The sequence below is a fragment of the Blastocatellia bacterium genome, from assembly GCA_016713405.1.
Classification (GTDB): domain Bacteria; phylum Acidobacteriota; class Blastocatellia; order Chloracidobacteriales; family JADJPF01; genus JADJPF01.
On record JADJPF010000022.1, the window covers coordinates 478,482 to 492,500 of the forward strand.

A 14,019-nucleotide genomic window follows, 5' to 3' on the forward strand; every position below is an offset into this window, starting at 1 on the left:
TTTAGCTTGAGATTTGTCTCTTAGGCTAAAAATGTTCCTGCTTTTGGCTTCCAAACTAATATCTTTGAGCATCAAAATTTGGAAAACCAACTATTTAGCATTATAGCTTTGATAAGTTGTTAGAGTGATTTTTGCTATGATAAAATTTCAAGTTTTCCAACTACAGCCCCAACTGTAAACTTAAAATTAATAATAAAGCAAAGGCCCGTATCTAAAAGAAAATGAAAGAACTTAATAGCATCATGAATTTTTCTCTTTCTGATTTACCCACTTTTTCCATAAAAGAAAATCAAAATTTTCAACTTGGAATAGGCAATTTTCATTACTCAGATCTTTATAAACCTGAGAAGCTACAAGAGTTGGCAGATTTGTTTTACAAAAAAGTAAAAGAAGATGCTCCAGAACTTTGGCAAATTTGGGAACCATATTTGGCTAGTGCAGGAAAAAATCACACTCTAACACCAAAAGCAGAATCTGACATAATTGTTAGAATGGCTCAACAATTAGGCACATTTTTAGAAAAGCTTTTTCCTGTTGGAGAAGAAACAGAGAAAATAAAAGCACAAACAGAACGAGAAAAATTAGTTATGCAACTAAAGCGTAATTTTATGTCTCGCTCTATGAAAAAATATACTTTGGCACAGTTGCCAGAGCTAGATCTTGTGTTACTTCGTACCCAAGCCCAGGTTTTGCAACAAGTGGCTTTTGCTGATACTCTTTGGGAAGTTGATGCAGAGTTTGGTATGGCTCAAATGGTTGTAACGCTAGTTAATTGGGAAAAGGAATATGATAAACACTTTATTAATCCTGCTAAAAACCCTTTAATTGAAGCTAGCCGTGAAAGTGTCACCAACCTTCATAAAGTGCTGCAAAATCAAGCAATAATGCAAGTTTTATTATTAGATTGTGAGTTAACAGAAAAGGAACTTGAAACTTATCCAGCAGAAACTGTTGCAGCACGAAGTGAACATAAATTTATTAAGCGTCTTTTGACTATGTTAGAAGCTTGGTCGTTTGTACGTTATCACTCATCAGAAACTCATCATGAAGTTGCAGATTGGCTTTCTTATAAACATCCAGAAAATCTTGAATATCAACAACTTGTTAAGCTAAATCGCCCTAAAAAAGATTTGCAAGAAATGTTTTTTGGCCCAGAAAAACTTTTACGCCGTCGAGATGGCTTTAAGCTAACAGACCGACGAAATAACTTTAAGCAGGTCTATCATGAAGTAGATTATTGTCTTTATTGTCATGAACGTGAGAAAGATTCTTGCTCGAAAGGCTTTGTAGAAAAGGATCTTAGCTATCGTAAAAATCCGCTTAATATTCCATTAAAGGGCTGTCCTTTGGATGAAAAAATCTCTGAAGCACATCTCTTAAAACGTGATGGACATTCCCTAGCAGCACTAGCAACAATAATGATTGATAACCCAATGGCACCCGGTACAGGCCACCGGATTTGTAACGATTGTATGAAAAGCTGCATTTTCCAAAAACAAGAGCCTGTCAATATCCCTCAAGTTGAAACCGGAGTTTTAACCGATATACTTAATTTGCCTTATGGATTTGAAATCTACGGCTTGCTAACACGTTGGAATCCGCTAAATGTTCGCCGTCCTTATATGCTTCCCTACAATGGAAAAAATGTTTTAGTAGTTGGAATGGGGCCAGCAGGCTACACCCTAGCACATTATTTACTTAATGAAGGGTTTGGAGTCGTTGGAGTTGATGGACTAAAAAATTGAGCCATTACCAAAAGAATTAACTGGCGATGAAAAAACTTTTCCCCAGCCAATTCAAAATATTCAAGAATTTTGTAAAGAGCTAGACGAGCGTATTTTATTAGGCTTTGGCGGTGTTTCAGAGTATGGAATTACAGTCCGCTGGGATAAAAATTTCCTATTTATGATTTATTTAACTTTAATGCGTCGCAAAACGCTTAAACTATATGGAGGTGTCCGGTTTGGCGGAACATTTTCAATAGAAGACGCATGGGAAATGGGTTTTGACCATATTGCTATTGCTACTGGGGCTGGTAAACCTACCATTGTACAAATGAAAAATAATTTGATTCGTGGTATTCGCAAAGCTTCAGACTTTTTGATGGCACTTCAATTAACAGGGGCTTATAAAAAATCTATCCTTGCCAATCTCCAAGTCCAACTTCCAGCAATTGTTATTGGTGGTGGGTTAACTGGTATTGATACAGCAACGGAGCTTTTTGCTTATTATCCTATCCAAGTTGAAAAAACTTTAGATCATTTTGAAAAAATGTCTCAAGAACTTGGAGAAGACCGAATTTGGTCAATGCTAAATGAGGAAGAAAAGCAGATTCTACAAGTATTTTTAGACCATGGTCGTCAAATCCGGGAAGAACGTTTACGCGCTCGCCGCATAGGTGAAGAGCCTAATTTTGTCCCGCTAGTTCGTTCTTGGGGTGGGGTTTCCTTAGTTTACCGTAAAACTTTGGTTGATTCTCCTGCCTATAGATTAAATCACGAAGAAGTAATCAAAGCCTTAGAAGAAGGCATTGCATTTATAGAAAATCTTAGCCCTGTTGAAGCAATTCCTGATAAATATGGTGCTGTATCTGCCCTACGTTTTGAACGAGCAAAATTAAATGAAGAAGGCAAATGGCAACAAAGCGGTGAATTTGTAACTTTACCAGCTAAAACAGTCTGTGTTGCAGCAGGTACTAGCCCAAATATTATTTATGAGAAAGAGCGACCTGGCACATTTAAGTTAGATAAATGGAATCAATTCTTTGCTGGCTACAAAGAAGAAGTTGATGAAAATGGACAAATTAGTCTTGTTGCTGGTGCTGGAGATGAAGCTTTCTTTACTTCTTATGAAAAAGATGGTCATTACATTAGTTATTATGGTGATAATCATCCTGCCTATGCTGGAAATGTTGTAAAGGCTATGGCTTCAGCTAAACACGGCTATTTACACGTTTGCAAGATTTTTGCTAAAGACTTAGCTAATTTAGACCCAACTAAACAAGCAGAGAGAGACGAAAGATTCCAAACTTTAGTTGATAAATTAAATGATGAGCTAACAGCAGAAGTTGTTAGAGTTGATAGACTTACCTCTACAATTGTTGAAGTTATTGTTCGCGCACCATTAGCAGCTAGAAAATTTGAACCAGGCCAATTTTACCGCTTACAAAACTTTGAAGTAGATAGTGAAGTTATAGATGGTTCTACTTTAATGATGGAAGGTCTAGCCTTGACAGGTGCTTGGGTAGACAAAGAAAAAGGCTGGCTTAGTATGATTGTACTAGAAATGGGTGTTAGCTCGCGTCTTTGTGCTAGCTTACGACCAGGACAAAAAGTTATCGTCATGGGGCCAACTGGCGCACCTACAGAAATCCCTGAAAATGAAAAAGTTATGTTGGTTGGTGGCGGTCTTGGAAATGCTGTACTTTTCTCTATTGCCGAAGCACTACGTAAAAATGGAAATTGGGTAATTTATTTTGCTGGTTATCGTAAGGCTGGTGATATGTACAAGCGCGAAGAGATTGAAAAAGCTGCTGATATGGTAATTTGGTCTGTAGATGCTGGCGAAATGATCCCTACTAATGAAAATCGACCTCAAGACCGAACTTTCCGAGGCAATATTGTTCAAGCTATCCAAGCTTATTCAAGTGGTGAAATGGGTCAAACCCCAATGCAACTTTGTAAAATTGACCGAATTATTGCTATTGGTAGCGATAGAATGATGGCAGCCGTTAAAGATGCCCGTAGTAGCATTTTGGCTGAACAATTTAGCCCTAATCATATTGCTATTGGAAGTATTAACTCACCTATGCAATGTATGATGAAAGAAGTTTGCGCTCAATGCCTACAAAAGCATATTGATCCTGATACAGGAAAAGAAAGTTTTGTTTTCTCCTGCTTTAATCAAGATCAAAAGCTAGACCTAGTAGATTTTCCTAATCTAAATGATAGGCTACGAGCAAATTCTTTGCAGGAAAAGTTATCTAATTTGTGGCTAGATTATCTGTTGCATAAAAAGCAGATAATGTTAGTATAGAAGCAGATTTTTTTGTTAGGGAAAACCATTTTTCCCTAACAAAACTGTAATTTTGCCTAAAGTATAAGTAGTGTAGTAGGTAAAAAATTGATTGAGTGGGTAAGAAAAAAACAACAACTAATAGGTAGTTTAGGTCTACTTTCTTCCACAAAAGAAAATTTAGAAGGTCTGCTCTCTGATGATCAACAAGTTAGAATTGTTAGCCTTAATGCACATTGTGGAAAAAAGCTAGAACGGATTATTGATGAATTACAAAAACCTAGACTAGCTCTAGGAGATGTTATTTTACTTCAAGAAGTTGAAGAAAAACTTCGCTTAAACCAAACAGAACTTCTAGCTAATAGACTTGGCTATCATGCTTGTTATTTACCTGCCCGCTTAACTCGTCGGGGTACACACGGCCTAGCAATCCTTAGCCGCTACCCGATGACAGATATAGAAATCCTTCCACTACCTCGTTATGAAAGATTAATTAAAACCCGTAGTCGTGTTGCAATGGGTGCAACTATACTAGTTGGTAGTGAAAAAATCCGGGTTTATAACGTCCATTTAGACACACATATCAATGCTCTAAAACGTAGAGAACAACTTTATCCTGTGATTTCTGCTTCAAATGAGCATTATCATATTCCAACAATCATTGCTGGAGACTTTAACACTTTTCGACCTCGACACACTTCATATTTAGATGAAATGCTAGCCGATGCTGGCTTTTTCTCACCCTTCTTATTTGGCTCTCATTACACAGCTAAGTTTCTTTTCTGGCGACCTCAATTAGACTGGATTTACACACGTAATTTACAAATTACTAGGGCTAATGTTGAACAGGAAAGTAACTGCTCTGATCATCGTCCGCTTTGGGCTGATGCAGTTTTACCTAGCAGCGAACTTTCTTTAATGTCAAGATAAAACTTAAAGTGAGGTAAGTTTTTATGTCCGCTATTAAAACTTTAATGACAGCAAATGAATTATTACAAATGCCAAAAGATGGTTTTAGATATGAGCTAATCCAAGGAGAATTAAGGAAAATGTCCCCAGCCGGAGGTAAACATGGCGTTTTAGCAATGAGATTTGGAGCAAAATTAGGTATTTTTGTAGAGGATAATGATTTAGGCACAGTTTATGCAGCAGAAACAGGTTATAAAATAAAAACAAATCCAGATACTGTAATAGCACCTGATGTTAGCTTTATTAGCAAAGAGCGTTTACCAGAATCAGAAATTCCTGATGGTTACTTAACTTACTGTTCCTGAATTGGTTATTGAAGTCATTTCCCCTAATGATGCTAAAAAAGAGGTTGAAGAAAAAGTTCAAACTTGGCTTGATTTTGGTGTTAGCGTTGTTATTTTAATTAACCCCAAAAAACGCGTTGTAACAGTTTATCGCTCTTTTACTAGCTTTATCACCTTACAAGAAAATGATATGTTAGTTTTAGATGATACTGTTACAGGATTTTCTTATCCCATCTCCAAACTTTTCTTAAAAGAAAAAGCATAAATAACTAATTAGTTTTCTACTAAGCTTTTTGATCTGCTGCTGCAAGTTTGCGTTTTTTATGGTATCTATAAGCAATAAAAGCTATTATCGCTCCACCAATAATAAATATTTTTGCTTGTCCAACTAATTTTAATACATAAGGTAAATTGCTAGCTAAGTGATAACCAAGTTGGGTCATAATAAACACCCAAACTACTGCACCTGTAGCGTTATAAAACATAAAACGTCCAACAGGCATACGAGCAGCACCGCTTAAAGGGCCAGCTGCCCAACGAAGTCCAGCAATAAAACGCGCAACAAATACAGTTTTGTCTCCATAACGCTCAAAAAAACCTTCTAAATTGTTTAATTTGGCTTCTGTTAGCCCTACGTATCTACCATAGCGTAAAATCAAAGGTCTGCCGCCTCGTCTACCTATCATATAGCCGATATTGTCGCCAAGAATAGCACTAACAATGCAGACGATTACAGCCACTTCATAATTTAGCCATTTTTCATGTGAAGCATAACCAGCCAAAATAACAGGGGATTCTTCTGGCACAGGCACACCCATATTTCCTAACATAACTAGCGCAAAAATTGTGTAGTAACCATATTTTTTAATTAATCCTGCAATAACATCTATTGTTAAATGTTTGTGAACTTCAATAGCTGCAACAATTAATACAGATAGGACACCTAATAAAATAAAAATAACAATAGCTGCACGAATTTTATTAGCTTTAATTAGCTCAATAATATTTTTTAATTGTTCTTTCATTAAATCCTCGTAAATTTAGCCGCGTCTAATTCCTGCTCTAAGAATTTTTTGTTTATCAATTTCCCCTGTATCTTGTGGCAGTAATTTACATAGCTCAATAATATGATCTTTTAACTGCTCCCATTTTTCTTGGTCTAAAGCCTCACGAGCTTGACTAAAATGTTTTTCTGCTAGCTCTTTATTGGTAAAAACAAAATGAGGTTGGCTTAAATGCTCTAAAGTTTCTTTCCAAAAATCATTTTGCTTAAATCTGACTCTCCAACTAAGTGACTCTAGCTCACTACGAACTTTCTCTAAACCTGTTTCATCTTCGCGCTCAACATAACGTTCAGCTTCTCGGCAAAGTAGCTCAAGTTCTTTCTTTTCTAGCTTATTGCCCCATTTTTCTAGCACCATTTGAGCATCAGCTTTTTCCCATTCAAACTTGCGAAGTGCAAAAAGCATTTTTCCTTCCGTCTGAAGCGTTCTTTCTATATCTCCCATTCGTCCGCGCACTTCACGAAATTCTTCAAAAACTACTCTAGCATCTCCTGGATCTTGTACTTCTGGATTAGCTAGATGGCGATGACCAGATAAATAGATGTCTTCAAGTTTAGCTCTTAATGCTTTTAGCTCTTTTTTTAGAGAAAGCAAGTCTATTTCTTCAGCCATTGATTCTAAGTTATTTAATTTATGGAAGTAACGGTCTAGCTCAAATTGGATTTTTTTAACCTTTTCAATTACTTTTTCTTTGCTTTCATCAGGAATATAAACACCTTGTGAAAAATGCTGGTTTAAAATTGGGACAAATGCTTCTACTTCCATAAGTCGAGATGTATTTATAGCAATGCTTAACTCTATGTCTGAGCCTTCTGGCAAAGGTCGGCGGATATGTGCAGCACTAATTTTTAATGCTCCTACCCAAATATTTGCTTCTGGATCTGGCGATTCACCTTCCCAAATTTTAATAGCAATATAGTCTTCTGGCTGGCTTGGTCTAAGGGTTTTATCAGCTTTGCAATGAACAATTGTTTGTGCTGGAAGCGGGGTAGAGCGAGGAAAAATTTTTTCTACTACAGTAGAGCCATCTAAACGAACAAATTCAGCCCCAATTGAATGTGGCAAAGGTGGTTCAGACAGTACTAGGCCATGACGAATAGCAAAAGAGTCTGGATTAACAGCTAAAATATTGCCTTTTTCATCTCTAAGCGAAATTTGGAAATTAGTTGTTTTTTCTATTAAAAGTTGGACATTGGTTTCAAAATAGCCATCAACAACAGGTAGCCATCCACTTGTCCAATGTTTACTGTCCGACTCAATCAACACTTCTAACTTAGCTGTTGTAGAGTCTAAAATTTGACCAGCAACCAAACAACTAGTCTCAGGCCAAACGCTTTCATGAGCTAAATCAATATTTATAGCGTTGCTTTTTGTTAAATTAATTTTTGGTGTTTGTTTAGGTAGCGTTCCAGCGTAAATTGCTGCACCTCTAGCAACTACCGTCATTGGATCAATACTAAAATCTAGGGGAACGTTTAATTCTGCGCTCAACATATCTCGAATAATTGGCATTTGAGTCGGGCCACCAACCAAAATAATTTTAGCTATGTCTGTTGTGCTAATTCGTGCATCATTGATCGCTTGATGACATAACTGGATGGTTTTAGCTATAAGCGGCTCTACCAAAGGGTTTAAGTCCTTTCTAGTAATTTCTAGCTCTGTTTCAATTTCCTTTGAATCTTCATCCGCGCCAACATTAAAAATGCTAACAGTAACTTTTTCTGCAAAACTTAAATCGATTTTAGCTTGCTCGGCTTCTCGATGAAGGATTTGAATTAACCGACGATAAGACGAAATTGCTTTGCTAACATCTGGTAAATTAAAAGATTGCTGTAACTTAGGCCAAAAGAGTTTTCTAACCAATAGACGATCAAAATCTAAGCCTCCAAACATATTATTTCCACGATGTTCTAAAACGGTAAGTTGACCTTCTTTAGTAGAAACTACTGCAATGTCAAAGGTTCCTCCGCCTAAATCATAAACTAAACACCGCATATCCTCATATCAGGGCTAATTCCATAAGCAATAGCGGCTGCAATAGGTTCTTGGAGAAGCGGAGATTCTGCTAAACCTGCTAAATTAGCAGCGCGAGCCGTTGCTTCACATTGCAATTGTCCAAAAGCCGCAGGAACAGTTATCACTGACGAAGAAATTTGCTCATCACTAGCTTGGCGAGCATCTTCTAACACAGATTTTAGGACTTCAGCAGACAACTCTTCTGCTGTCAAAGATTTATTAGCTGCCTTAAAATACCTTGGATCGCTTTGTCCCATCCAACGCTTAAAACCGCTGTCTACATTTTCAAAATCTTCATAGAGAAGTTGATAAGCCCTTTTACCAACAATTATTCGTCCACTTTTTTCTATTCTAACAACAGACGGCGTTACATCCATCTGATCGCGGTTCTTAAACACTTTAACATCATTATTTTCATATTTAGCAATGGCAGAATTAGTTGTTCCTAGATCAATACCATAGTTGATTGTATTACTCATAACGGCCCTCTAAAGTTGGTTTAGCTAAAATTACTTGCCCTGATACTAATAATTTGCCTTGAAATAAAATAATTGGTACAAGCATTTCTTTAATTATTAGTTCTGTTAAGTCTGTTGTTTGGTTATCTGATTCTATATCAACAACTTCTATTGCTAGCCCAGAATCATAATTTTTTCCTGTTAAATCTAAAAATACACATCCTTCTACTTCTAAAGCTTGACGAAGCTTTCTTAGTGAATAGCGCAAAGCTACTATATTTGTAGGTGATTTTTCTATATTTTGGGTCAATCGCCATACTTCTACTGCAAAAGTGGCTAGCATTTCTTTAGGTATAGCCAACATTTCAGACATAAACTATTTTCCTATTTGATTAAATAATTCATCTGCAAGGCTTGCATCGAGATTTTTTAAGTTTTCATATTCAGCTAAAGCCGCGTGCCCATCCTGAATTAATACATAAGTTAGCCCCAACCCATAACGCGCTTTGGCATTTTCTGGGCTAAATTCAATGGTTTTTTGAAATGCTGCTATAGCTTCATCATAGCGTTGAGACTTTCGGTAAACAGTTGCTAAATTATAGAAACTATTCATATCTTTAGGGTTAGTGGCGATTGCTAACTTATAAGCTCCGATAGCTTCTTGATAAAGAGCTATTTTGCTATATGCGACACCTAAAGCAAAATACGCAGCCGCAAAGTCATTTTTTAATAAAATAGCTTGTTGCAAGGATTTAATAGCTTCTTGATATTTACTTGCTTTGCTATAAGCAATTCCTAAATTATATTGTGCCATTACATCATTAGGATTATTTTTAGCTATTTCTTGGTAATTTGCTAAAGTATTTTGTATAGCTTTATTAGAATTTGATGAGCTATTTTGCTGATTACTTTTAGAATTATTTGATGAAATAATATTTACTACAGGAAAACTTGCTTCAAAAGCTTTTTGATGAGAACTTAAATTACTTTCAATAGCTTTTAAGCTATTTTTTGCTTGTTGGTGATTTGGATCAAGTTTCAATGCTTTTTGATACTCTTGTTTAGCATATTGTTGACGGTTTAATTTTTCATAAACTAAGCCAAGATTATAATGCGTTGCTGCTGTCTGTTTATAACGTAATGCTTGCTTAAAATTGTCTAACGCTTCAAGGAATTTAGATAATTTCCGGTAAACAACTCCTAAATTATAATAGGCGTTGGCGTGTTCTGGAGCTAAATTTAATACTTGCTTGTAGGCTTCAACTGCTTCTTTTAGCTGGTTTATTTTGCTGTAAGCTACTCCTAAAGCAAAATGTGAGTCAACTTGGTGGTTATCTAACCTAATAGATTGATGATAGGCTACTATCGCTTCGGAAAACTGGCCTGCTTTACTATAAGCTACCCCTAAATTATAAAAATTTTTTGCCTCTTTGGGAGAAAGCTGCGTTAATGTCTGATAAACAAAAATTGTTTCTTGATAACGTCCTAATTTATTGTAGATTTCTGCTAAATTATTGTGTACTTTGATATTATTTGCTTGATGTAAAATAATTTGCTTGTAAATTTTAATAGCTTCTTGATAATTTTCTGTTTGAGTTTGTTCTAAAGCCGTCTGAAAAAGTTCAGAAAAATCTAAGGTTGATGAGCTATAAGAAATATTAGGTAAGCTATCACTGTAGTTAGTTGCTAGTTGATCCACACGCTCTAAAGCTTCAATTGCCAACGAATAATTACTATTAAGTTTTATAGCTTGTTTATAGCTATCAATAGCTTCTTGAAACCGAGTTTGTTTTTCATAAATTAAGCCTATTTGAAAATAAGCTTCTTCATAGCTTGGCTGATGCTCTAAAGCTTGATGATATGCTGTTAAGGCTGCTGGTAAGTTGTTTAAGTGAAAATAACATAAACCCATTTGAAAATAAGCTTGTGAAAGTTTTGGACTAAGAATAATTACTTGTTTATAAATATTAATTGCTTCATTATATTTGGTTGTTGCTAAATAAAGTTTTGCTAAACAAAAATGGGCTTCTACATCGCTTGGTTTAAGGCAAATAGCTTGTTGGTAGGCTGCAATAGCTTGTTCATAATTTGATAATTTTTCATAAACTTGACCAAGCTGATAAAAAGCTTCCTCATAATTGGCTTTATGACGAATAGCTAATAGAAAAGAGTTAATAGCTTCAGTGTATTCACTTAGTTGAAAATATAATAACCCTAAATTATAACTGGCTTTGCTATTTTCTGGATTTAAGCGCAAAGCCTCTTGGTAAGCTGCAATAGCTTCTTTATATTTGTCCTGCTTAGTCAAAGTAACAGCTAGTTGATAATGTGCTTCTGGATAAACATTTGTAAAACTAATTGCTTGTTGATAAGAAACACTCGCTTCTTCAAACTGTCCTAACTCATCATAAGTTATACCTAAATAAAAATATGCTTCCGGGTAATTTGGTTGTAGTTGGATAGCTGTTTGATAAAAAGGTAGTGCTAAGGAAAACTGCGCTAGCTTAGTATATAAAAAAGCTATATTAAACTGAGCTTCGCTATTATCAGGATCATAAATAATTGCATTCTTAAAAGCGTCAATAGCTTCTTGATAACGTGCAAGCTTGCGGTAGGTTAACCCTAAATGAAAATAAGCTGTTGCTGAAGTTGGGTTAATTTCTATTGCTTCCCGATAAGTGTCAATAGCTTCTTGATAGCGTTCAGCATTGTAATATTTATTACCTGTTTCTAAATAATGTTTAGTACGTCGGTCATTTACTTGAGCAAGATCTTGTTTTATTCGCTCGGCTAAAATTGTTTCTGGAATTAAGGCCAAAGCTTCTTTTAAGAGCTTTTCATAATTAGAATAACTTTCTGCTTCTATTAAATAACTATTAGCAATTTTTTTTAAGCATTCTGCTAGTTTTTCTTTTAGGTTGCTTAGTATATCTGATTCTAAATCAAGTAGTTGCGAAATATAGTTTAATCTAGGTAATAGTTCAGCTTTATAGGTTTGATAAGCTTGATCACAAGCCTTGCGTTTACTTTCTAATAGCTGGCCTTCTTTTGCAAGAGACTTATTTAAGGAGCTAAAAAGTTTGTCTAATGTTCGAGATGTGTTTGCTAAAATTTCTTCAAAAATAGACTTTTCTAGACTTTTAATTAAATTTTTCGGCAAATTACTAATAGTTAATAGCTTTAAAAGTTGTTCTGCGATATATGTATTTTCGCTAGCAATTGCTTGAGTCAATTGATGCTGAAAAGGCTCTAAAACCAATGATAAAGCCTGTGTGCGAAATTCTCTTAAGTCTAAATTAGTTGCAGGAGGTTCAAACCCGCTAGTCATTTCCCAGTCAGTAAAAGCTAGCCAAAATTTTTCACTTGCTAAAACTTCCTGCCAAAGTGCTAAAGCTTTTTCCCAGTATTTTATTGTGTTATTAAAATTTGCCACTATCAAAAATAAATATAGTCGGGCTAAATTTACTTTTGAATTTATTTGATCGTCCATCTGCCATTGATCAATAGCTGCTTGTAACTCATTAGATAAAAGAAAACTTAAAGCTTTTTCATCAATGTTACAGGTATTTGTAAACCAAAATAATCTTGCTTTCAGTCTTTGATTAGGCTTATCTAAATAGCTGGTTGCCTCCCTAATTATTATTTCTGTTGCTGTAATATTACCAAGAAAAGCTAGGGGGTCTTTAACAGTTATTTTTTGCTTTATTTTAAGCCTAGTTCGTAAGAATTGTTGTAGCTCTCTTAAAACTCTTCGAGATATATTAGCATTAACACCTAAGATTCTAAATGGGTTTTCAAGATGACTTTTCATAAACTTGTAAGATTTATACAGTTAACTATTTTTTTGTCTAAAACGATTTAATTCATTTTGATAATAAGTTAACTCTTTTTCCATCTGAAAATTTTTTTCTTCTAGCTTTTTAGCCGCTAAAACAATAGGTTGCCAACGTTGTAAAAATTCTATTGGGATTTCTATTTGTTTGGCTATGAATTTTTGTCCATAAAATCGTACCACCAAATAACCAATAAATGCTAAATCTACTGGCAATAACAACCCCCAAATATTAGTGGAAAAATACCAGGCTGGAAGACCTAAGATAAATAATAGCGCAGGAATAATTAAGCGAGATAGCTTTTCTATTGTAGTAGCCTTTTTGTAAAGTTGGTCTAATCGATAAAATTCTGCTAAATCAAACTCTAACTTAGCAACTTGTTTAGTAAAATGCTCTACGGCTAAAAGCCGAAAATCACTATTACATTGCATACAATTTTGAAAGAGTATTGAATTATTTGTTTGACAGTTAATACATAGAACCGTTAATTGCTTGCCACACTTTTGGCAATGGGTACGCCTCCCCATCTGATCAATAGCATGGGAACAATTTGGGCATTGAACCATTTCTAAAATAGGAAATTTCTTAATTGAAGATGGAAGCATAAACCCTTACTTAAAAACTATTTAACTTAAGAACGGCTTAAGAATCTACTTAACCAACTTGAACCCCCTTCTTTAGTTTTAGGTTGAGACTGGGTTTCTTCTGTTGTTTGAGCTTGTGCTTCTGGATCTGGCGTTTTTGAGGTGTCTGTTACTAATTCTGTTTTTATAGCAGTAACAGTTGCTACACTTGAGCTAGACATAGGTGCCATTTTAACTGCTACTGGAGAACTAGCCGAAACCCTCATTTCAGCAGTGATTGATAAACCACAAGTAAGACAATATTTGGTAAAGGTTGGATTACTGCTTTGACATCTAATACAAATAGCAATTTCTTCCATAAATCACCTTGTTTTTAAGTTTAAGACTTTTTGATCCTAGCATAACTTATTGCTAGAAATTTAATTTTTATTTAAGAAAATTTACAAAAAATAATAGTCTTTAAGATAAAAAGGAAATCGTTTTACTTAATAGCAAAAATTGTGTAATTTTGCTCTTCATACTTTAATTATATATTAAGTAAAATTAAGAGGTTACTGTGAATATTGTATTTATCTCTGATTGGCTGGCAAAAAAATCAATTCGTGATTTTGCACAAGTGGAAAGACTCTTACGCCGATTTGATCTACAACTTACACAAATAACTTGTTTAGAACCAGAAAAAATCTCTCTGGTAATAGAACAAACTCTAATATCTTATTTCTTGATCAACCAAATAAAAGCTTCTTGCCTTGCTCTTTTACCTGCCGAAGATCAAAGCGATCTAATAAAAATATTCT

General features: G+C 35.0%; 11 protein-coding genes and 1 pseudogene (1 of these 12 cut by a window edge). 5 read left to right on the plus strand and 7 right to left on the minus strand.

The window, feature by feature from the left end; translation table 11 throughout:
• The first annotated feature begins 242 nt into the window (after positions 1-242).
• The 4 genes and pseudogenes from IPK14_23525 (at position 243) to IPK14_23540 (ending at position 5,532) form a co-directional block, all read left to right on the plus strand.
• Positions 243-4,035: pseudogene (locus IPK14_23525) on the plus strand (FAD-dependent oxidoreductase).
• A gap of 87 nt (positions 4,036-4,122) precedes the next feature.
• Positions 4,123-4,944 (plus strand): endonuclease/exonuclease/phosphatase family protein, encoded by an 822-nt coding sequence (locus IPK14_23530; GenBank protein MBK7996240.1) that lies wholly within the window; start codon positions 4,123-4,125, stop codon positions 4,942-4,944.
• A gap of 23 nt (positions 4,945-4,967) precedes the next feature.
• Positions 4,968-5,288 (plus strand): Uma2 family endonuclease, encoded by a 321-nt coding sequence (locus IPK14_23535; GenBank protein MBK7996241.1) that lies wholly within the window; start codon positions 4,968-4,970, stop codon positions 5,286-5,288.
• A 1-nt stretch (position 5,289) separates the two neighbouring features.
• Positions 5,290-5,532 carry a Uma2 family endonuclease gene (locus tag IPK14_23540; protein ID MBK7996242.1) on the plus strand — a complete coding sequence of 81 codons (243 nt, stop codon included), beginning with the start codon at positions 5,290-5,292 and terminating at the stop codon, positions 5,530-5,532.
• Between the two features lie 19 nt (positions 5,533-5,551).
• Here the strand turns inward: IPK14_23540 and IPK14_23545 are convergent, their stop codons facing one another.
• The 7 genes from IPK14_23545 to IPK14_23575 are packed head-to-tail and all read right to left on the minus strand — an operon-like array spanning position 5,552 to position 13,581.
• Positions 5,552-6,292 carry a DedA family protein gene (locus tag IPK14_23545; protein ID MBK7996243.1) on the minus strand — a complete coding sequence of 247 codons (741 nt, stop codon included), beginning with the start codon at positions 6,290-6,292 and terminating at the stop codon, positions 5,552-5,554.
• Positions 6,293-6,307: 15 nt separating this feature from the next.
• On the minus strand, positions 6,308-8,326 hold the full coding sequence (locus IPK14_23550) for an Hsp70 family protein (GenBank protein MBK7996244.1): 2,019 nt from the start codon (positions 8,324-8,326) through the stop codon (positions 6,308-6,310).
• The gene (locus IPK14_23555; GenBank protein ID MBK7996245.1) at positions 8,314-8,826 is read right to left on the minus strand and encodes an Hsp70 family protein; all 513 of its coding nucleotides are present in this window, start codon (positions 8,824-8,826) and stop codon (positions 8,314-8,316) included. Before IPK14_23555 ends, IPK14_23550 begins: the two co-directional genes overlap by 13 nt.
• Positions 8,819-9,178: a hypothetical protein gene (locus IPK14_23560; protein ID MBK7996246.1), complete on the minus strand. Its 360-nt coding sequence runs from the start codon at positions 9,176-9,178 to the stop codon at positions 8,819-8,821. The genes IPK14_23555 and IPK14_23560 overlap by 8 nt, the downstream gene beginning before the upstream one ends.
• Before the next feature lie 3 nt (positions 9,179-9,181).
• Positions 9,182-12,616: a tetratricopeptide repeat protein gene (locus tag IPK14_23565; GenBank protein ID MBK7996247.1), complete on the minus strand. Its 3,435-nt coding sequence runs from the start codon at positions 12,614-12,616 to the stop codon at positions 9,182-9,184.
• Positions 12,617-12,637: 21 nt separating this feature from the next.
• Positions 12,638-13,243 (minus strand): zinc ribbon domain-containing protein, encoded by a 606-nt coding sequence (locus IPK14_23570; protein MBK7996248.1) that lies wholly within the window; start codon positions 13,241-13,243, stop codon positions 12,638-12,640.
• A 26-nt stretch (positions 13,244-13,269) separates the two neighbouring features.
• On the minus strand, positions 13,270-13,581 hold the full coding sequence (locus IPK14_23575; GenBank protein MBK7996249.1) for a hypothetical protein: 312 nt from the start codon (positions 13,579-13,581) through the stop codon (positions 13,270-13,272).
• A 197-nt stretch (positions 13,582-13,778) separates the two neighbouring features.
• Between IPK14_23575 and IPK14_23580 the strand changes: the two genes are divergently transcribed.
• Positions 13,779-14,019: the 5' portion of a hypothetical protein gene (locus IPK14_23580; protein ID MBK7996250.1), read on the plus strand. The gene runs 155 nt beyond the window's last position; the window shows 241 of its 396 coding nt (coding positions 1-241); its start codon is at positions 13,779-13,781; its stop codon lies beyond the right edge, outside the window.

Bases quoted from the DNA above. Each gene is read 5' to 3' on its own strand.
- IPK14_23535 (MBK7996241.1), top strand. From the start codon at position 4,968: ATGTCCGCTATTAAAACTTTAATGACAGCAAATGAATTATTACAAATG.
- IPK14_23545 (MBK7996243.1), bottom strand. From the start codon at position 6,292: ATGAAAGAACAATTAAAAAATATTATTGAGCTAATTAAAGCTAATAAA.
- IPK14_23550 (MBK7996244.1), bottom strand. From the start codon at position 8,326: ATGCGGTGTTTAGTTTATGATTTAGGCGGAGGAACCTTTGACATTGCA.
- IPK14_23555 (MBK7996245.1), bottom strand. From the start codon at position 8,826: ATGAGTAATACAATCAACTATGGTATTGATCTAGGAACAACTAATTCT.
- IPK14_23560 (MBK7996246.1), bottom strand. From the start codon at position 9,178: ATGTCTGAAATGTTGGCTATACCTAAAGAAATGCTAGCCACTTTTGCA.
- IPK14_23565 (MBK7996247.1), bottom strand. From the start codon at position 12,616: ATGAAAAGTCATCTTGAAAACCCATTTAGAATCTTAGGTGTTAATGCT.
- IPK14_23570 (MBK7996248.1), bottom strand. From the start codon at position 13,243: ATGCTTCCATCTTCAATTAAGAAATTTCCTATTTTAGAAATGGTTCAA.
- IPK14_23575 (MBK7996249.1), bottom strand. From the start codon at position 13,581: ATGGAAGAAATTGCTATTTGTATTAGATGTCAAAGCAGTAATCCAACC.